Origin of the sequence: Nitrospira tepida (assembly GCF_947241125.1) — a bacterium.
In the GTDB taxonomy this organism is placed as follows: Bacteria; Nitrospirota; Nitrospiria; order Nitrospirales; family Nitrospiraceae; genus Nitrospira_G; species Nitrospira_G tepida.
Genome location: NZ_OX365700.1, coordinates 2,268,095 through 2,287,428, shown reverse-complemented (window position 1 = coordinate 2,287,428; position 19,334 = coordinate 2,268,095). Strand labels below are relative to the sequence as shown.

The window sequence follows — 19,334 nt, the reverse complement described above, 5'->3', positions numbered from 1 at the left end:
TCACAATGATGGGTTTCCCTACTATCTCTTGTTTTTTTGACGGCGCCGTATCCATCGGCCTCTTCTGCCGCTCGTCGCGGATTGGTGGATGTACTGTCGCGGTTTCTACGACAGCCATTGAAGGTAGATGACTACACTTCTACAGATTCCACGCGAATGAGCACATGAGCGAGCAAATGAGATTGAACTGAAATACTCCAATATCTCTGTGAGTCTAAGGAAACAATCGGAAGAGCACGAGCGCCGCTTGACTGGCATGTGAATTGCTGTCCCCAAAGAGCACTTACCGCATATCGCTCACGGCCGGTTATCACACCTACAAGGGGTTGCACGATGAACTGGGGTCGGCCAGACCGGAGAAACATGCTGTTCCAAGCTCTTTGGCTCTACAGAGAATGGTGGCGCTTGTACCTATTGCTCGTCCTGACCATAGGAACGCAAGTCCTGTTTGCATCGGAGAGTCGCGCGTTTTCGTTGAGCCCATCCCAACTGACGTTCACCGCCACAGCGGGAGCCGGCGCGCCGGCGAGCCAGACCCTGTCGTTGACCGCGTCTGGTTCCAACGAATATCAGTGCGAATCAAACGCGTCTTGGCTGAAGCTCTCTACAAACTACGGGGTTTTGTCGGGCGAATCAGCTCAAATTTCGGTGTCAGTGAACACATCCGGGATGTCAGCGGGCATTTACACTGCGCAGGTTCAGTTCTGGGTATACGGTGGGCAGGATCCCAACACCTATACTCCCGCCATCACAGTTACACTCAACCTCACGTCGGGCAGCGGGAGTGGATCAAGTACAAACCCAATGATCAGCATCACACCGACAAACCTGAACTTCTCGGGGACAGTTGGCGGGAGCAACCCATCGGCACAGAGGATCAACCTGACCAATCCCGGCGGCGGCACCTTGAGCTGGAACATCGCCTCCAGCGAGCCCTGGCTGCTCGTGACGCCACTTTCAGGAACGACCACGACCGAAGCAGACAGGCCCACTGTGACGGCCAATATTTCAGGTCTGGCGGCCGGCACTTATAACGGGGTTCTCACGGTAAGCGGCAACGCCTCGAACAGCCCACAGCAGATTCCCGTGACACTGACGCTAGGGTCAGGACCGTCTCCGACTCAGCCACCGCCCACGACCTCGGGACTGAGTGCCAACCCTCCGAGCATCATGATCTCTGTTCCGGAGGGAACGACCGACCAACAGCTCTTTAGCTTTGACATCAGCAGTTCAGGCACAAGCACCGGTTGGACGATTAACGATCCTGCTTATTGGATGCTCCGAGATCCGACCTCCGGCACCACGCCTTCGAAAGTGTATGGGTACGTATTCCCTGGAGGCCTAGCCGTCGGCACCTATACCGCGACATTTGTAATTACTCCCTCGAATTCCACTCTCTCGCCCCTCTCAGTTCCCGTGACATTAACGGTCGGGAATGGAGGTTCCGCGAGCCAATCGCCTATCCTCACCGTGAATCCGACAAGTCTTAATTTCAGCTACTCATCAGGCAACCAGTCGTCTATCAGTCAGGCGTTGAACATCAGCAATACAGGCGGCGGGACTCTGAGTTGGACGCTTTCTGAATCGGCCTCCTGGCTGTCGGCGAGCCCACGCTCGGGGACCGGATCCGGCACATCGACCATCACCGTTGCCGGCGGATTGGCAGCAGGAACCTATACGACAAACATTACGGTTTCTGCCTCCGGAGCCTCGGGATCTCCCCGGACAATCCCGGTGACCGTGACGGTCGGCGCCACTTCCACGTCGGTCAACCTTTCGTGGGATGCCAACTCAGAATCGGACCTGGCTTCCTATAAGGTCTACTACGGGACGTCGCCAGGCAACTACACGACTAACATCAATGTCGGGAAAGTCACAAATTACACCGTGAATGGCCTGGCGACGGGCCGGACTTATTATTTTGCGGTTACGGCGCTGGACAATGCGGGTAATGAGAGCGGCTTTTCTAATGAAGCGAGCGCTCAGCGTTGAGCGGAATGACTGTAGTGGATCGAGTCAACTCCCAAGGAGCAGCCTAACCATATCACCCCTGCCAGAGATGGCCGCTTGTCTATTCCATGCGTGAGATAGGCAGGCGGCTCGTCCACTCTGTCCGACCTCACTTGACCAGGGAAGCTAGGATCTGTATAAAGCATCGTTTACTCGAAGTCTCGTGCGACTTCTCGCACGTTAGATAATGATTCCTGCGCCCGTAGCTCAATGGATAGAGCACCAGACTACGGATCTGGGGGTTACAGGTTCAAGTCCTGTCGGGCGCGCCATGAAATCAACCGCTTGCCTCCCCTCCCCGATCCCCGGTGATTCCTCGGTCCCGGTTTTGGGACAAACCTCTCTTTTATTGACGGCCATCATGAAGATGGCTCGAGGCCCGGCACACCCCCCTCACAAACCGAGGGTAACCGTGGGACGGCTTGACGGTCGTTAGCGGCCGCGCCGCTGGAAGGCCGATCCCCGTGTTTCGGCGGCCATTCGGCCCTTGACCTCGGGCCATACCGGAATTAATTCGTAGCGCGAGACTTTTATCACATTGAACAGCGATCCCCACGCGTCATGAGAATGAGCCGTCGCCTCCCATGAGGACTTTCGCATTCGCATAGGTCCGGCAACGTGCAGCCGAGGCACTGCTTCGAGAACAAGAGAAGGGATCCGTGTGCGGATCCCCTTATGGGGACGGTTCATCGAAGAGCCGACCTTCTCAAGCGCGTGGCCCTCCTCGAGTTTCCGCCAAGCGCTCCCCGCTCGTGCACGCCCCTCCTGTACTCCCTTGGTCGCCATGTGGCATGCCCTCTACCGCTGATCGCAATTGAACAGATGGCGCTGAGGCCGCCCGCCTCACTTGCCATTTAACACGTAGGTGTTATTTTTATCCATAGGGTTGCAGGCCGGCGCACCAGCCCAGACATCAGAGAGAGGAGGTCCGCGCCATGACATGGACACCGACACGCCTGCTTCTGATGCCAGGTCTGATTGCATTGTGGGTGACGTCGGCCGGTTCTCAAAGATGAAGAAATCAAGAGATGCGTCGAAGCCGCGCTCGCTCGGTCCCGGCCCTGAAGGACAGTAAGCTCAACAAAGTTACCGTATTGGTTCATGAGGGCGATATGGTGTTGAAAGGGGCAGTCGAGCAGCCGATACACCGGCGATTGGCCGAGAAGCCGACCGAATCGGTCTCCGGGGTTGCAGCAATTACGAACCTACTGAAAGTGGTCGGCGCCCCAAGGCCGGATCGTGAAATAGAAAAAGACGTCTTGGCTTATCTGAAATGGGCGCCGTACGTCGATCTGGACCAAATCGACTACAAGGTCGAAAACGGGGTCGTCAAACTGAAAGGGCCGGTGGATCACTACGCCAACATTTTCATGATGGTGAGCGATATCGAGAAGATTCGCGGAGTCCTAGACGTGGATGCGTCCGAAGTGCAACCGACGAAGGCCCAGAAACGGGCCTGATTCGACAGAGGCCGATACATACAATTTGTTTAAAGAGTTCACCATGGAACCGTTATGGAGAAGTTCCCATACGGTTTTCACGAGAGCGCTCGACGCGGCGGCAGCCCGTCACGCGCGTGACGATGCGAGGCATCAGCGGGAAAGCTACGATTTTCATCACCCATCCGTGCTACGGGCGGTTCCGCCTCCGACCGTGGCGTATGCCCGTCCTCTTCGCTGGTGGTCGCTGGATCGTCCCCAGCGGCTGTCCGCAGCCCTACGGCTTCGGGATCAGCTCCTTGAGGATGTCATGCGGGCGAGCCCAAGCGGAAGAAGGCACGCAGCCGCGACGCCGCTGGCGGAAGAAGATAAGTTAAAAGGAAGGAGAGCCGGCAATGAGAGATCTATTGGCCACGTTCCCGCGTACTGAAGTATTTGCCTTAGCAATTGTCAGCCTTGTTATCGTGGCATCTCTGGCCGGCATATGGCTGGCATGGCGTGAAGACCGCGGGCATACAAGGAAACGTTCCAAGGCGAAGGGCCGAATGTTTTCGGCTAGGGCGAGTTCGCTCCTGCTTCCTTCTGGTGTGCCTGGCAATGGTCCAAGCTTTGGACTGTGCGGATTTCTGGGATGTACGTGCTGCCTGCTTGCTTTCAATCCCGCCGTCGCGTTCCTAACACGATTCGGCGAGGGGCTGTTACGGATGACCTCCGGGATCGCTCCAGGCATGGAGTAGGCCAGGCCTGTTCTCCTCCCCATTCGGCATGATGACCTCTAAAACCGCGGGAAACGAAACGTGCTCAGGCACCGCATCATAAACTCCGTCATCTCGCGTTCCATGGCATCGAATCCATGGCAGAATGGGCATGAAAGTCCCGGGCCGCTCCTGAAGCCATGACAGAACCTGCAACGAACCGAGACAGGAGCCGCGATATCTTCGATCTCTTCCGCATGGACAGACGGTCTGACGAGCGGCTCCGGACCGCGAAACCGCGACGGCTGTTGGGTGGATGCAACCGGTTCAGGTCCGATGCCGCCTGAACCTCTGATTCGGCGCCGTCGCTCGATACTGGCGTCGTACTCTTTCCTTTTTCCCGGATCGGACAAGACTTCGTACGCCTCCTGGATGGCTTGAAACTGTTCTTTTCCTTCCATGCCCGCATGATCGGGATGGCACTGCTTGGCCAACCTGCGATACGCAGCTTGGATGCCTTGGAGACTTTCTCCGCGATCGACTCCTAGGACCGCATAGTAGTCGTTGGCGCTCACTTGATCACCTAGTAGTTATAGGTCTGGATCGCTGGTGATCACTCGCGCAAGCCACAGGGGCATCGGGATAGCGTCATGCGCCAGCCAGGCGGAAGGCCCGCGCCGGCCGCCTAGCCCGCATTATTCATGAGCACTTCTGCTGCAATTGTGGATTCGCCGCTGCGACAAGCCAACATGCGGCTTCGGCGGCATGTTGCCGGGCGGACTCGCCGCTCGGTCGGTCAACAGACTGTCTCAAGTCTGCCTCCCTTCCTCGCGGCTCCGTGCGCCCGTCTCGCCTGGCGACTCCGCAATTTCGCGACGAACTGTCATGAATAATGCGGGCTAGGCCACCATGACTTCAATAGATTTAGGTCTCGCCTTTTCGGATTTGGGCAGACGCACGGTCAATAATCCGTTCTTAAATTCCGCCGTAACCTTGTGTTCATCTACCGAATCAGGCACCGTAAAGCTCCGGGCAAAGTTGCCATAGGCGCGCTCGGTCCTATGATACCGCTTGCCTTTTTCTTCCTTATCCTGCTCCCGAGTGCCGGAGATTGTCAGGACCCCGCCCTCGACCGACAATTTGACAGCCTCCTTCTCCACGCCAGGAAGCTCGGCGCGGATCTGAAACTCGGCATCGGTTTCCAGCACATCTACGGCGGGGGCCCAATCAGCCAAGGCCAGGGATTCTTCCCCTCCATCGCCCAGAGTCCTCTGTCCTGTGAGCAGGCGGTTGAGCCGATCGGACATGTTCTCAATTTCTCGGAGTGCATCAAGGGGCATCATGGCTCGCATCAGGTCCATGGGGAGCCTCCTTCGTTAAAGGTGGGATAGATCATGATGGCTATCCGCTGCCAACCGTTGTCAAGAGGGGTGCCGACCTCAACGCTGTAATGCAAGGATGGGAAAGGGAGGGTAGGACTGTTGCCCTTTAAAACCAGAGCCTTAGCGCGGCGCTGACAGTACCGAGCCTGTGGGCTGAGTAAGGCCGACAGCAGGGAACCCAAAAGATATCATGTTGCGCATTGACGCGCCACGCCACTGAGGTTTCTCCCGCAACACGCTCAGACTCTCGCCTATCAAGCTGCTATTGACGGACTTCCTTGCGCCATCTTCCGTCGCTTGCGCACCGTATCGCTTGACATCCCTGCACCCGGAACCTAAGCTTTGAAGCGGATCGTTTCTCTTGGACTGATCGGGGATTCACCGAGTCATCATGAAAATGAAACGACGCGTGTGGATCATTCTGGCTGTCGTGTTGCTCGGTTCCCTCGTCGGATGCGGAGGATGGCGAAGCGGCTATCTGAACGATCAGGTGGGAAAGGCCGGCCAGCACGATATCGCGCAGGAACTCGGCAAACCGACGCACAGGATCCCGGAATCCCATGGCATCTCACAGTGGATCTATCAAGACTGCCCGCTCTATCAGGCCTGTTATGTGTGGGTGCTGACGTTTGATGAGAACAAGGTGCTCCAAACCTGGGAACGAGCCCCTGCGCAGTCATGAGACAACCGCACGAGAGAAGTTGCACTCAACGGCCGATCAGCCGATGGTTGATTGTCGCCTGGGCAGGCCTCTGCCTCACCGTTAGCGGTTGCGGCCCGCAGTCGGTCACCCTCCATAGCCAAACACGGCTGCCGATGATTCTTCAGGAGAGCGCCTACACGGAATCCGGCTGCCGCGAGCACCTCACCGACAGGGCCCGAGAGCTCGGCATGACCTTGCAGTCCGTCTCGGTCAAGGGCTGGTTCTTCGGCGACACCCTGTTGTGGCCGCTCTATAAGGGATACGTGTGCCTCGGCACCGATCGGGATCTTCCGGCCTTGATCGTCGGCTCTCCGACCACCGCCTACTATTACTGAGTCTTGCTCGCATCGCTTCGTCCGGTCCCTCGGCAAGATCAACGCCGCATACTCTGATCGCCTGTCAGTGGAGCGTCCATGTGGTACTGGATCGACATCATGGTGGGCCGATGGCGGTTTCTCTGGCTGGCTTGCCTGTTCATCATCGTCTGGGTCACCACCGTTCCGGGCAACGTGTTCGTCGGCCACTCCCACTGGTTTTTGGTCAAGTGGGTGCCCTTTCAAGACTTTCGCCTGTCGTTTGAATACCTGAGCGATCTCGCGGGCAACGTCCTCCTGTTTGTGCCGCTGGGCTTCTCACAGCTCCGCCTCGACTCGCGCCTGGGCCGCAGCGGCATCCCGGGCGCGCTCGCGGTCGCCATCCTGCTCTCGCTCTCGGTGGAACTCTTTCAGGTCTATTCGCATGGGCGCGCGCCGTCCGTGACCGACGTGTTGTGTAACGGCGTTGGCGCCTCGCTGGGAGCCTTGACGGCCCGGTGGGAAACCGGCCCCGTTACTTCCAGCCGACCACGTCATACCCGCGCTCTCGGAGACAGCGATTCACGTACTGCTTGTAAGCCTGACTTGGCTGGCGACGGCTGAACAGGGAACGCAGCAATCCGTGCGTCGCCCCTCCTGCCGCTCCCGCCGCCGCGCCGGTCATGGCGCCTCGTCCCGGATTGCCGCGAATCGCCCCGGCGACTGCGCCACCCGCCGCTCCCGCCGCCGATCCCATGGCTGCCCCTGTGGCGGTTCTCGTTGCGGTCTCCCCGGCCCTTCCCGAATCCGGCTCGGCGCCGGCTGCCGCCGCGGCCTCCTGGCAGAGCTCGATATCCTGTTCCGCCACGGCCTCACCGGCCGCCTGGAGGTGAGCATTCGGGTAGAGAATCGGCTTCGAACTGGAACAACCGGCCGAGAGGATACCGGCCAAGAGCAATGTCGCCGCGCCAGCGCCCACTCGCCGGTTGATCATCAGCCGGATCATCATGACGGGATCTGCAGCTCCCGACGCCGGAGCGCCTTCATCATCTGCGGATCGCTCAGTCCCACTTCGCTGAGCGCGTCCATGATGTGCAGGTTTCCGGTCTTGGCCAATTCTTTGGCCTTGGCATATTGCGCGCGATTGAACCGCGCCACCGCCGGTTGGTTGTTGACGATCTGGCAGGCCAACACCTCGCCTTCCACTTCAAGCACGCCTCCCTGCTCGATCAACGTGCGGGCCTGTGCCACGGTGATGCCGTGGAGCTGCGCAAACTCCGCGAGCCCGCCGGTTTCAACAAGCTCGCCGTTGGGCATGATGCACAGGCGCTTGAAATGCGGAGACCAATCTTTGCGGAAATCGATGTACTTGATGTCTCCCCCCCGTGCGACCGACCGGTCCAGCTTGCGATAGTCCAATCCCAGATTCTTCTGTTCGAGCCTTGCCTGGAGATCGGGCGGCAGCGTCCGGTAGAACACCCGCGCCGCCGCTTCCGCGAGCGGGATCGCGGCGGATCTGGCGAGTTGTTCCGCCTCGCACATCTGCATCAGGTCCAACAGCCAGGTCTGTTTCGGCTTCGCTCCCTCCGAATCGATCCGGCAGACGAACAAACCCTTTGTGATCAGGGAGCCTTCTTGCGGATAATGATAGAGCCCTCCTTCCCGGAGGACCTTTGTCATTTCTTCCAGCGGCACCTCGTAACTTTCCGCCAGCACCTTCGCATGGGCCGCGAGATCCTCTTCTTCCGTCATCGCGCAGATGGTCACATTGCCCGGCGCATCGAATTCCGTATAGTCCTCGATGATGTTGTACAGCGTCGGCGGCTTCGGTTGGACGGCTTTCTTCTTGATCTTAAACATGTTCCTCCGAACGCAGGCTGAGATTCAGGTCGAGGCCAAGGAAGACAGGTGCGGCGCCACATACACGTATCGGTCCTCAACCTCAGCCTTAACCTTGGGGTTGTCTCTCTCCATAGGGCGGCAGGGTCGTCAACCGATGGTCTTCCACCGGCCCGCCGACGGTAAAATGGTACAACGATTGAAACGTCCGGTCTTTGAGCCCGAACACCTCATGGACCGGATCATCGAAGAAACACCCGATCCCGGTCGCCCGCACGCCGGCCGCTTCCGCTTCGAGATAAAGCACCTGGCCGATCACGCCGCATTCCCAATAGAGCCGGGGATAGACCCAGGGACCGATCGTCTTTAACGGCTCCTCGAACTCGGCCAGCATGCCGAGCGAAAAGGCGCCGGCGCCGGCGATGTCCTGATGACAACTGACCTGCGCCGCAAGCCGGCGGCCGTCTCCTTCTGCCAGGCAAAACAACGGCAGCGTGGGCGGACAGCCGGCCGGTTGCACCCACATGAAGTCGTCATGCATCCGCCGTCGAAGGGCCGGGACCTTCTTCTCGTCGCGGACCAAACAATAGAGTCCCGGCGTCAGTCCCTCGATCAAGTGCACGAACAGGGCCAGATGCACCCTCGGTTCCCAGGTCAGAACATCCCAAGGGACTGCTGCATGACCTGCGGAAGATGCATTGACCCCGGCGGGCATGACCCGCTCAAGCATTCGATAGAAGGTCCGGTCGGTGATCGAGGTCCTGCTGTCGAAGGCCACGGCGCTGCGACGCTGATGGATGACCTGATGGGCGGTCATTGGCCTGGCCGGCGCATGAGGCCCGGAGGAGGCCACTCCACTTATCCGAATCGAGCTTTTGCTTCGCGGTTTGACTGTCGCCTCGGAAACCTCGTCGATGATGTCCCAGGACACCGGCTCCTCCGGACTGAGTCGATTGGCACGACCATGCCAGCGCGCCTGTTCCATGGCCGAGACCGCCTCTTCATCCAGCCCAAGGGGGAATTGCGCATGCCGATCAGATGGAGCGATGTTGCTCGCAGTCGGCCAGACTACGGCCAGGCAATCCGCCTGCTCCGCCTCGGCTGCTTCAAAATCCTGTGGGCGGGCGACTCCACAGAGCCTCGCGACCTCCTCGGTCGCCAGATCGTCAAGCAGGACCATCCGCCACCCGAGCGAAACAGCGGCAATCCTGGCACTACCGATGACGTGGCCCGTGTCGTGATGGCAATAGCGGAACGCGCGCTCGCCGTATTTCCAGGCCTCGCGCCAATAGACTGAGGTCAAGCCGAAGAGAAAGGCCTGGGGAGGAAAGGGATCGAGCAGGCTCCGGAAGACGTGATCCGGCACCAGTGCGCGCACCTCAAGCCCATGTTCCTTCGGCGCATAATGATAGAGCGCCGGACCATCCGCCAACCCATCCACCGGGCCGACCAGCACATAACCCTCGGTCGGATGCAGGTTGCCGCTCGATGGATTGCTGCGAAGCGCCCACCGGACGTCACCCGCCTGTTTCCAGGCCGTGATCGAAAGCGCGTACTCAAGAAAGCGCGAGAGCGATGTGCGGGTCACCGGCTGCGGCGTCACCGCCTCGGGGCGATAGAGATCGTCGTAGCGGGGTGTGACCGGCGGCTCTTGCGCATCCAACAGGGGAAGCAGGAACAGCGGCGCTCCGTCGAAGCGGCGAAAAGGGTCCGGTTGATTGGCCCAGTCCAGGTACCCCAACGACCGGGCATAGCGCATGAACTGGTGCTTGGTTTCTTCGTGATAGCGAATCACCTGCCCGCAAGGCGTCAAGCCTTCCGATCGGCGCGAGTGGCGGTGTTCGCGGGTGGCCTTCTCCATAGTCTTCCGATTGTGGTGAGTCTAGCCGCAGGCCTTGCCCAAAGTAAACGTAGGGGCTTCGGCAGACGTAGCCTCGCCGATTGACCTCCAGGTCTGTCGATCCGTACACTGCGCCGGACAATCACTCGTTTTGCCCATCGTGCCTATTCGATGAATTTCGATCCTGCCATCGAAGCCCAACTGGCCTTTCGCCGGGCCCAGGCCGCCCAAGAGCTGGGATCGGACTGGAATCTTGCGGAGGAACTGGAAGAGCGCTTTTCGTCTTCAGCCGGTGCGGAAGCCTCTCGGGCCTACCGTCAACTCGTGAGCTTGGGCGAGCAATACGAGGCCGCCGCCGCGTTCCAAGAGTTTTTGATTTACATCACCTGGCAGCAAGTCACTGAAGAGACCATTGCAGAGCACTTTGAGCGCGGCGCCATCCTCTGTGACCGGTTTCTGAATCGGCGCTACGACGGCCTGAGCGCCCAAACGCTGTCCCAGGTGCAGGCGCTTCATCTCTCGTTTCGACAGGGGCTTGGGCTCGGCGACCAGCATGATCTGGCCAAAGACTACGAGCGGGACACGCCAAAGGGCGGGGACTGATCGGCAATCGGCCGGTCTCGGCAGCCCGGCACTCGGCAGCTGCCTGCGAGGGAGCGGCTGCTTTCAGCGGCTACGGTCCGAAGGGAGAAGGGCGTCCCTTTTCAGGGTCGGTTGCTTCGTATCACGTGGGGGTTGCTCCGCAAGCCGTTGCAAGGTCCGTTTGACCGACGGATCGCCCTCCCGGTCGGCCGCCTGTTTCACCATCGCCATGGCCCCTTGATCCCTGGTGGCAGCCAAGGCTCTCCCGGCAGCCTCGCGGATCAACGGATCCTCTGACGACAGGTAGGGAGCCAGGGCAGGCACTGCCTTCCCGCGGGACACGGTCCCGTGCGAGTGCAGAGCCGAGCGCAACAGAACCGGATTCAGGCCCTTCTGATTGACCATGCCTTCCAGGAAGGCAGCCACGCGCGGCTCATCAGGGTAATGTCTGAGCAGCGAGAGGGCTCGGCTCCGAAGCAAGGGATCTTCCTCGGCGTTCTGCGCCACCTCCATGAGCAGTTGCGGCACGCCGCTTCCCAGGTCGGAGAGGGTCTCAGGCGTCACCCTCACTTCCTCGGCCGAGAGGAGCGCGCGCAGGGCCGCTCTCCTATCCGGTTCCGCTTGGGCAAGGTCCCGGCAACCGGTTACGCCGATGACGAAGAGCACGACAAGCCACAGCCTGATTCCCACCAGCGCCAAGCGCCTGCCTCCCCTCCTCTGTTTCATTCCTGCCGCCATCGGCCTACCCTCCTGTTCGCTTGCGCTCACTGAACCAGCGGGTTCCGTTGCAGCACAAAGACCTGACCCGCCGTGAGTCGATTCCTGACCTGCGGGGGAGACGGCTGAGTCCAGAACATCAGATTGAGCCCATCTGCCGCAAGACATTCGTCCGCCGTCACCTGACCGTCGCCGTCGGTATCAAACGAGGTCGGACACTCGGGTGTGTCTGGAATCGGATCGACGTTGAACGCAGCGATCGGAATCGTAAATCCTTCACACTGTGTCGCATCGGCACCGCACTGCTCCGTCGTATGAAAGAGACCGAGGTAATGCCCCACCTCATGCGCCATGGTCCGTCCCCGCCGCAGGAGCGCTTCGGTGGACAACAGCCCGATGCGGTTCGACGCAATCGCCACCGCCACTCCCGACTGGACCGTGCCGACGATCGGACCAGGCCCTGGAATCCCACCGGCGATCCCGGCGATAAAGATGCTGGCATCACCATCATTGTCGTCGATCTGTTGGACAAAAAAGATGCTGAGCCCTCTGGTTGTGACGTTCCCGCTCTGACTGAACAGGTCTTCCAACTCGTCCGGCAACCCATTCTGGTTGCCGTCCACGTCGTCGATCACGGCCAGCCTGGTCTGATCCGAGGCTGGGCAGTCATAGGTTCCGGCCACCTGGACTTGGATGCCGGCTTGCAACAGGATCCGGGAGAACTCCGAGAGCAGGACGCCGAACGAGGGATTGGCCATCGCGTTGCCGGCATTGAGATCGTTCAAGCCGCAGAAATGCACATTCACAATCAGCGAGCCGGCCGACAAATTCTGGCGCCGGTTCAACAGGGCATAAACCTTGGCGCTCTGGGTCGCAGATCCAAAATTCAGGACCGAAAACTGATAGGTCCCGAGCGGGACCGAATAGGTCGTGCTGTGGGGAAAGAGACCGGCCGCCACCGACTGCCCGGCCGCTTGAAGGGTCGTCCGGCCGATGGGATCAAGGTCATTAAATGAAGCGGTGATCCAGGTGGCGCCAAGCGGATCAACGATGGGAGCAATGTCGATATCGGGAGCCCGCCCCCCATCGGCCACCAGCATGAAGGTTGTCGAATCAACCGGAACCTGGAAGGCAAGGCTGGCATTGGCCGGCAAGGTGGCGGTGCCCAGGTCTCGAATCTCGGTCTGGCCGAAAAACGTGCTCGTGCCTCCCCCGCTCACACCCGGACCCGGAGTCCCTCCGTCACCATTTCCATCACAGCCGGTGACCGCGCAAAGGATTGCGAGCAATAGGACCGGCCAATCACACCAACGACGCTCCCATTGCTGATAAACCCCCCGAGCCGCCATGGGGCAGACGATACCATGCGGGGAGGATGAAACAACATGGGCTTGTCGATCCTCAGCCTTCCTCAAAAGAGGGAGTTCCCTCACGCCAGGTTCGAGGAGGCCGTAGATTCCGCCATCCGCCATGAGTATCCTGAATACATGCCGTCCGAGGCAGCCCAGAAGGCGCGCATCTTTTTCCATCGAGGGGATCTCGATCAGGCCCGTCATTGGTACGAGCAGGCGGTCCTGGCCGCTCGATCCGACGCCGACGAGGCCGCGTTGGCCGACAGTCTGGGCAATCTCGGCAACGTCTATGCGCTGTGCGGACGGCCCGAAGAAGCCGAAGCCTGTTATCGTGAGTTGCTGGCCATCCAACGGGAGCGCCACGACCAGCTCGCCATCGGTCAAACCCTGGTGAACCTGGGCAATCTTCAGAAGGACGCCGGCCGCTTCGGACCGGCACGGGCCCATTATATGGAGGCCTTGGACCTGCTGCTCCGGATCGACGATGATCGGTCGCTCGGGCTCCTCTATGCCAACCTGGGACTGCTGGACGCGGCGGAACAGCAACAAGCCAAGGCGGTCGAGTCCTTCACCCAGGCCTTGGACTATCACCGCAGGGTGGGAGACGAGGACGGTCTGGCGACCACCTATAGCCAGCTCGGCAGGACTTTCCTCGAAATGGGCAAGCTCCGCCGGGCCGAACGGTGCTTGAACAACGCCTCCGAACACTTCATCAAGCTCGGCGACGAACCGGGCGAAGCGGCGGTGCTGAGGTTGCTGGCCGAGGTCTACATTCGGAACGCCCAACCGCTCGCCGCCCGGCGCTGCCTGGAGCGGGTTGTGCTCATCGGCCGGCGTTATCGACTCCCAACCTTGGAAAGCGACCACGCGAAGCTCGTCTCGCTTCTGACCACTCCGCCAACTCCCGCCTGATCATTCCGAGCGGCTCTCGTCCTCCTCATTTCCCGCCCCTTCGATTCCGCCGATCTTGTCAAGAAAATGACGGCCGGAGAATGTGCCCTTTCCTAGACAGGTGAGAATCTTTTGCTACAGTTGTTCCAGAGTCGTCACACCTGACTGTTGAACCCCTCGACAGGCATTCATTCGATGCACTGGTTGTTGGCCGCGGTACTGTTGATCGTCTGGAGCGGAAGCCACTCGCTCCTGCCGGCCGGGGCCGAACATACCGTCGAGGGACCGGGGTTCCCCATGGGTACGCAGGAGGTCAGCCTGACCGCCGGCTATCTCTTGCCCCACCGACTGACCGACCGACACGAAACCAAACAATCGGGACCGGCCGTGATGCCGTCCTGGACGATCACGATCACAGATCCGGTCGGCAAGAGCTGGTACCGAGGCCAGTTTTCGATCGGGGCCGAAGTCGTCTATCTGGAATTTCGCGAGCCGGTCGTCACGCACGGCATCGGGTTCACCCCCAAGATCAAGTGGACCTGGCTCTTCTCCGAGCGCTTTCGCCCCTATTTCGAATTCGCCGGCGGCCCTTTCTGGACGGACCTGACCGACCGTATCCGCATCAAGGAAGAGGATTCCCAGTTCAATTTCATCCTCACGGCCGGGCTCGGCCTCTCCTGGTTTATCACGAAACAAACCGCTCTCAACGTGGGCTACCGGTTCCATCACATTTCCAATGCGGGAACCAATGTGCCGAACCTCGGGCTGAACTCCAGCCTGCCGTTTGCCGGATTTTCGTTTTATTACTGAACCACGCACCTGGGAGCACACTCGTGACACATGCTATACATCCCAGTTCCGCTCGCTTGATCATGACCCTGCTCGTGTTGGCCGTCGCTTCCACCGGTTGCAGCCGTTGGATGCAGATCAATGGCGCCCCGCCGTCGGAACTGCCTCCGGCGGCCCACAAGGCCGGCGCGGTGGGACCCATCCCCGCCGTCGTCACCGGCATCGTCGTGACCCAGAATGGGACGCGTCAGGTCGCCACGCCGGAATTGGAGCGCCGCGTGCTGGACCGGCTGGCACAGACCGAGTTGTTCGGCAAGTTACAGTATCCGGCCTACGCCGACGATCCTCCCTCCCGCGAACATGTGCGGGCCACCCTGACGGTGGACGCACAGAGTGATCCCCATTCGGGCGGGGCGGCCTTCAAGGGCATCGTCATCGGAGCGTCCATGTTCCTCCTGACTCCCCTGCTTCCTCTCGAACATGATTACGGCGCCACCATGACGCTGGAGGTGGAGCGGCCGGACGGAACGTCACATCGCTACCAGGCCCAGGCCCAGGGGACCGCCTTCTATCACCTATTCGGCGCCACACCGCTGGCGGTCGAAGAGCTTCGCGCCGAGGTCATCGAGACCTGCCTCGCTCAACTGCAACGGGAACTCGTCAAGGATCGGGAGTTCGTGCAGGCCGCCTATGTCGCCAAACAACAGACCGGGCAGGACGGCGGCCCAGCCTTCCAAACCGGCACGCCTGTCCTCAAAGCGAAACCGGCCTTGTCGATCATTCGTCAGACCGGACGGTAGCCCGTAGCCTCAACGGACCGAACATGGTATGATCCCCTCATTGCCCACGGCGGAGGGCTCATCATGACGGACGAGCAAGCCAGGCAACGGATCGAAGCCGCCATCGCCCAGTTCGGCCAGCATGCCGCGATGGCGATTGAATTGGTCATCAACGAAGTCCGGTCCGACCGAGGCCACGAGGCGGCCAATCAACTGATCGATGAATTCGACCTCGAGCTGCAATACAACATCACGCCATACGAATCCGGGTTCTCCAACGTCTGACCCATTCCCTTCACCTCCACCCAGGTAACGTCGGTTGCCGCTCCTCTGGTGCAGCATTTCCGGTCATGGTTTCGGCCATGCCGCCCAAGTCACCCCGATCCTGAACGAGCTGGGGGCCAGACTTCCGAATGTGCGCGCGATCATCCGCACGACGGTGCCGGCCTCCTTCTTCGAAGCCCGCCTGAGGATTCCCTGGACGATGAGCCCGGCCCGGCAAGACATCGGCTGCATCCAACATGGCCCGCTCGTGATTGACATCGAGGCCACGTGGCAAGCGCATCTGGAGTTTCATCACGACTGGGACCGATTGATTGAAATGGAGCGACGGGAGATGGCTGGGGCCGCGCCGGACCTGGTGCTCTCCGACATTTCCTACCTGAGCATCGTGGCCGCGGCGCGGTCAGGCCTACGCCCGATCGCGCTCTCCTCCCTCTCCTGGGACGCGATTCTCCGAGGATATGCCTCCCCGGCCGTCGCCGAACACCACGCGGCCATTGCGCATATCCAGCGTAGCTACGAATCGGCCGAGGTCCTGATCCGGCCGACCCCCGGCATGGACTTGCCGGCGTTTAAATCTATCGTGGACGTGGGGCCGATCGCCGAACTGATCGCGCCGGAATCCGCCAGGCTGCGGAACGTCATCGGCGCCGGACCGGAGGAACGGCTGGTCCTGGTCGGGTTCGGAGGCATCAGCCTGACTGATCTGCCCTATGAGCAAATGGAACAGATGGTTGGATACCGCTTTCTCATCGACGGCCGGCCTCCTCACTCGTTTCAGCGCATTCATTCCGCGCTGGATCTCGGCATGACATTCATGACCGTGCTGGCTTCCGTGGACATGATCATCACCAAGCCCGGCTACAGCACCATCGTCGAGGCGGTCGACAAGCGGAAGCCGGTCGTCTACGTCCGCCGACACCACTTCGGCGATGAAGCATCTTTGGTGGCGTATCTGCACCGCTACGGCCGCGGGGCCGAGTTGAGCCTCAGCGATTTTTCATCCGGACAGTGGGAGGCCGCGCTCGCCCAAGCCTGGCATGCACCCCAACCGGCCGAACCGCCTCCTGCCTCGGGTATCCCGAAGGCGGCGGATGTGCTGGCCCGCTATTTCTCCTGATTTTCCGTCCCACGCCCGCTTGACAAGCCTATGCCCGGTCGATAAGGTGCCCTTCGGCACTTCGTTTCAGTCTCTTCAGCAATACAAACCGGCCATGCGTTATCGCATTCCCGAAGATGTGGTGTTCCGCGAAGTCGGCGGCGAGGCGGTTCTTCTGAACCTCGCGACCGGCACCTACTTCGGGCTGGACGGAGTCGGCACCGAGATCTGGAACCTGCTCGCCCGCGAGGGCACGATCGACGGCGTTACCAACGCCCTGCTGGCCGGCTATGACATAGAGGAACCTCGCCTCCGCCTCGATATCGAACAGTTCATCCAACAACTCACGCAGAAGGGCCTTCTGGCCATCGAGCCGGCTCACACAAGCCATGACGGTACATGAACCACTCTCCGGGGGATCCGTCATACGTCAAGCGTCAATCGTGGGATTGCCTCATCCGGTTGACGATTGACCATTAGCGGATGACGACTGTTCACGATTGACGAATGACCATGGACGAGAGACTCCCTGCTGATCGGCCATGAGTGGCATCACCGGATTGCTCAACCTTGACGGTTCCCCGGCGGACCGATCGTTGGTCTCCCACATGACGAACCGGCTGGCCCACCGGGGCCCGGATGGATCGGACGCTTGGTTCAGCGGTCCACTGGGCATGGCCCATCTCCGGTTGCACAGCACGTCCGAGTCGCTCTTCGAATATCAGCCGCTCACGAATCCATCCGGAACCCTTTGCCTGACCCTTGACGGAAGAATCGACAACCGCGATGAGTTGTGCGGGCTCCTGGCCGATCTGTCCCGACGTGACGCCCCTCTGTCCGACGCCCAACTCCTGCTCCTGGCCTATGAACGGTGGGGGACGGCCTGCCCGGAGCGGATCATCGGTGATTTTGCCTTTGTCCTCTGGGACCTCCGCGAACGGCAGTTGTTCTGCGCGCGCGACGTGCTCGGAACCAGACCGCTGTTCTATGCGCATCACCGACGCCGCTTCCTGTGGGCGTCGGAGCCGCGAGCCCTGCTCGAAGATCCCGGCGTGCGGACGGCCCCGGACGAAGGCATGATCGGGGAATATCTCGCGGCTGCGATTACCAGCAACCGGGATACCCTCTTTCAGGAGATCAAGCGCCTGCCCCCCGCCCATTGCCTCACCGTCCATCCGGACCGGCCCGACGATCCGATCCGCATCTGGCAATTCTGGGATATCGATCCGAACCGTCGGATCCGCTATCGGCGCGACGAGGATTATGCCGCGCACTTTCTGGATCTGTTCAGGGACGCCGTGCGCTGTTCGCTCAGGAGCCACCGGCCGGTCAGAGCCGAGCTCAGCGGCGGGCTCGATTCCTCCTCGATCGTGGCCATCGCCTGCTCGCTGATCCGAGAGGGGTCCGTCACGAGCCCGGGATTCGAGAGCCTGTCCTTGACCTTTCCCGGCAAGGCCTGCGACGAGACTTCCTACATTCTGGACATGATGCATCGGTGGCGCCTGCGGGGAACCTTGGAGGTCGTGCCCGATTCGGACCCGCATGACTACCCCCTACAGGTGCGGGAAGATCTGGACCTGCCGGACTATCCGAACGGCATGATGTCGATGGGGCTCCTCGCCAAGGCCAGAGACAAGGGCGCGATCGTCGTCCTCAACGGAGCCGGCGGCGACGAATGGCTGGGAGGCAGCTACTACCATTACGCCGATCTCCTGCGCTCCGGCCGCCTGTTCGGACTCATGCGCCGGCTCTGGGACGACCGGAAGGCCGTGAGCATCGCGTTTCCCTCTTGCTCGATCCTTCGCCTTGGCCTCTGGCCGAACCTGCCGCGGAGTCTGCGGATCGCCATTCGTGCCGTGCTCGGAAGAAAAGGCCTGCCCCGCTGGATCGTGCCGGACTTCGCCCGTCGCATCGGTCTGCTCGATCGGCTCGGCATTGAACCGGGGCCGCGCCGCTGCGGCACGTTCGCCCAAGAGGATCTTTATCGCACGCTCTGGAGCGGTTGGCAGGCGCAAGGGAACGAGGCGGGAGACCGAGCGTTGGCGCGCTGTGGGATCGAGCAACGGTCGCCCTTCAACGATCGGCGGATCATCGAGTTCGCCTTCGCTATTCCCGAAGAGCAACGGTGGCGTCATGGCCAGCCCAAGTTTCTCTTGCGTCAGGCCATGATGGGGCTTTTGCCGGAATCGGTGAGGAACCGAAACACCAAGGCCGATTTCTCCCACGTCTTTGTCCAAGCGCTGCGGAGCCAGGGCGGCGCGCGCCTGTTCGAATCGTTGCAAACGGAGCGACTCGGCTGGATCGACGGCGAGGAGATTCGCCGGATGTATCGCCGGATGGACGAGGCCTACCGAGCCGGCAATCACCGATATACGAGTGAGACCTGGCCGCTCTGGATGGTCTATGGCATCGAACTGTGGCTCCGTGCGCTGACCGAACCGGAAGGAGTGCAATTCCATGAGGGAAGAAGACGGTCTTCCGACCAAGCAGGAGACGGTCAGGAAACCTTACAAGCCGCCCACCTTGGTGGAGTACGGTAACATCGCCAAGCTGACCCACACGGGATTCGGCAGCGGCGCGGACGGCGGCATGATGGGTAACATGATGGGGATGAATCCCATGATGATGTGCCTGTGAGGCCG

Annotated in this window: 21 protein-coding genes and 1 tRNA gene; 15 read left to right on the top strand and 7 right to left on the bottom strand. The window is 60.6% G+C overall.

What is annotated here, in order from left to right:
• The first annotated feature begins 363 nt into the window (after nt 1-363).
• The 3 genes from QWI75_RS10805 (at nt 364) to QWI75_RS10795 (ending at nt 3,470) form a co-directional block, all read left to right on the top strand.
• Nucleotides 364-1,992, top strand: a complete 1,629-nt coding sequence (locus tag QWI75_RS10805; RefSeq protein ID WP_289268588.1) for a BACON domain-containing protein — start codon at nt 364-366, stop codon at nt 1,990-1,992.
• A gap of 214 nt (nt 1,993-2,206) precedes the next feature.
• A tRNA-Arg gene (locus QWI75_RS10800) sits at nt 2,207-2,282 on the top strand.
• A 756-nt stretch (nt 2,283-3,038) separates the two neighbouring features.
• Nucleotides 3,039-3,470: a BON domain-containing protein gene (locus QWI75_RS10795; RefSeq protein ID WP_289268587.1), complete on the top strand. Its 432-nt coding sequence runs from the start codon at nt 3,039-3,041 to the stop codon at nt 3,468-3,470.
• A gap of 754 nt (nt 3,471-4,224) precedes the next feature.
• On the opposite strand, the gene QWI75_RS22815 is transcribed toward QWI75_RS10795, so the two are convergent.
• A complete protein-coding gene (locus QWI75_RS22815; RefSeq protein ID WP_370693568.1) occupies nt 4,225-4,719 on the bottom strand; it encodes a J domain-containing protein in 495 nt (164 codons plus the stop codon).
• Between the two features lie 324 nt (nt 4,720-5,043).
• Nucleotides 5,044-5,505: an Hsp20/alpha crystallin family protein gene (locus QWI75_RS10790; protein ID WP_289268586.1), complete on the bottom strand. Its 462-nt coding sequence runs from the start codon at nt 5,503-5,505 to the stop codon at nt 5,044-5,046.
• A gap of 412 nt (nt 5,506-5,917) precedes the next feature.
• Here QWI75_RS10790 and QWI75_RS10785 point away from each other — a divergent pair, with 412 nt between their 5' ends.
• The 3 genes from QWI75_RS10785 (at nt 5,918) to QWI75_RS10775 (ending at nt 7,146) form a co-directional block, all read left to right on the top strand.
• Nucleotides 5,918-6,208 (top strand): hypothetical protein, encoded by a 291-nt coding sequence (locus QWI75_RS10785; RefSeq protein WP_289268585.1) that lies wholly within the window; start codon nt 5,918-5,920, stop codon nt 6,206-6,208.
• Entirely contained in the window at nt 6,205-6,564 is a 360-nt protein-coding gene (locus tag QWI75_RS10780) for a hypothetical protein (protein ID WP_289268584.1), read from the top strand. Before QWI75_RS10785 ends, QWI75_RS10780 begins: the two co-directional genes overlap by 4 nt.
• Nucleotides 6,565-6,642: 78 nt before the next feature.
• The gene (locus tag QWI75_RS10775; protein ID WP_289268583.1) at nt 6,643-7,146 is read left to right on the top strand and encodes a VanZ family protein; all 504 of its coding nucleotides are present in this window, start codon (nt 6,643-6,645) and stop codon (nt 7,144-7,146) included.
• Here QWI75_RS10775 and QWI75_RS10770 read toward each other — a convergent pair.
• The 3 genes from QWI75_RS10770 to QWI75_RS10760 form a co-directional block, all read right to left on the bottom strand.
• The gene (locus QWI75_RS10770; protein ID WP_289268582.1) at nt 7,058-7,531 is read right to left on the bottom strand and encodes a YMGG-like glycine zipper-containing protein; all 474 of its coding nucleotides are present in this window, start codon (nt 7,529-7,531) and stop codon (nt 7,058-7,060) included. The two genes, QWI75_RS10775 and QWI75_RS10770, sit on opposite strands and share 89 nt — an antisense overlap.
• On the bottom strand, nt 7,528-8,382 hold the full coding sequence (locus tag QWI75_RS10765) for a hypothetical protein (RefSeq protein WP_289268581.1): 855 nt from the start codon (nt 8,380-8,382) through the stop codon (nt 7,528-7,530). Before QWI75_RS10765 ends, QWI75_RS10770 begins: the two co-directional genes overlap by 4 nt.
• 88 nt (nt 8,383-8,470) lie before the next feature.
• Nucleotides 8,471-10,222 (bottom strand): SagB/ThcOx family dehydrogenase, encoded by a 1,752-nt coding sequence (locus QWI75_RS10760; RefSeq protein WP_289268580.1) that lies wholly within the window; start codon nt 10,220-10,222, stop codon nt 8,471-8,473.
• A gap of 150 nt (nt 10,223-10,372) precedes the next feature.
• Between QWI75_RS10760 and QWI75_RS10755 the strand changes: the two genes are divergently transcribed.
• Complete coding sequence (locus QWI75_RS10755) at nt 10,373-10,804, top strand: hypothetical protein (protein ID WP_289268579.1); 432 nt, start codon at nt 10,373-10,375, stop codon at nt 10,802-10,804.
• 63 nt (nt 10,805-10,867) lie between these two features.
• On the opposite strand, the gene QWI75_RS10750 is transcribed toward QWI75_RS10755, so the two are convergent.
• Both QWI75_RS10750 and QWI75_RS10745 read right to left on the bottom strand, forming a co-directional pair.
• A complete protein-coding gene (locus QWI75_RS10750) occupies nt 10,868-11,509 on the bottom strand; it encodes a HEAT repeat domain-containing protein (RefSeq protein ID WP_289268578.1) in 642 nt (213 codons plus the stop codon).
• Between the two features lie 38 nt (nt 11,510-11,547).
• Entirely contained in the window at nt 11,548-12,720 is a 1,173-nt protein-coding gene (locus QWI75_RS10745) for a zinc metalloprotease (RefSeq protein ID WP_289268577.1), read from the bottom strand.
• A gap of 165 nt (nt 12,721-12,885) precedes the next feature.
• Here QWI75_RS10745 and QWI75_RS10740 point away from each other — a divergent pair, with 165 nt between their 5' ends.
• The 8 genes from QWI75_RS10740 to QWI75_RS22810 all read left to right on the top strand — a co-directional run bounded on the left by QWI75_RS10740 (nt 12,886) and on the right by QWI75_RS22810 (nt 19,329).
• Nucleotides 12,886-13,764 (top strand): tetratricopeptide repeat protein, encoded by an 879-nt coding sequence (locus QWI75_RS10740; protein WP_289268576.1) that lies wholly within the window; start codon nt 12,886-12,888, stop codon nt 13,762-13,764.
• Between the two features lie 174 nt (nt 13,765-13,938).
• Nucleotides 13,939-14,553: an acyloxyacyl hydrolase gene (locus tag QWI75_RS10735; RefSeq protein ID WP_289268575.1), complete on the top strand. Its 615-nt coding sequence runs from the start codon at nt 13,939-13,941 to the stop codon at nt 14,551-14,553.
• Nucleotides 14,554-14,576: 23 nt separating this feature from the next.
• Complete coding sequence (locus tag QWI75_RS10730) at nt 14,577-15,332, top strand: hypothetical protein (protein WP_289268574.1); 756 nt, start codon at nt 14,577-14,579, stop codon at nt 15,330-15,332.
• 63 nt (nt 15,333-15,395) lie between these two features.
• On the top strand, nt 15,396-15,596 hold the full coding sequence (locus QWI75_RS10725; RefSeq protein ID WP_289268573.1) for a hypothetical protein: 201 nt from the start codon (nt 15,396-15,398) through the stop codon (nt 15,594-15,596).
• Nucleotides 15,597-15,630: 34 nt separating this feature from the next.
• Entirely contained in the window at nt 15,631-16,713 is a 1,083-nt protein-coding gene (locus tag QWI75_RS10720) for a hypothetical protein (protein WP_289268572.1), read from the top strand.
• Nucleotides 16,688-17,095, top strand: coding sequence for a PqqD family protein (locus tag QWI75_RS10715; protein ID WP_289268571.1), 408 nt, complete (start codon nt 16,688-16,690; stop codon nt 17,093-17,095). The genes QWI75_RS10720 and QWI75_RS10715 overlap by 26 nt, the downstream gene beginning before the upstream one ends.
• 139 nt (nt 17,096-17,234) lie before the next feature.
• On the top strand, nt 17,235-19,232 hold the full coding sequence (locus QWI75_RS10710) for an asparagine synthase-related protein (RefSeq protein ID WP_289268570.1): 1,998 nt from the start codon (nt 17,235-17,237) through the stop codon (nt 19,230-19,232).
• Nucleotides 19,150-19,329 (top strand): lasso RiPP family leader peptide-containing protein, encoded by a 180-nt coding sequence (locus QWI75_RS22810; protein ID WP_370693567.1) that lies wholly within the window; start codon nt 19,150-19,152, stop codon nt 19,327-19,329. Before QWI75_RS10710 ends, QWI75_RS22810 begins: the two co-directional genes overlap by 83 nt.
• The last annotated feature ends 5 nt before the right edge of the window (nt 19,330-19,334 follow it).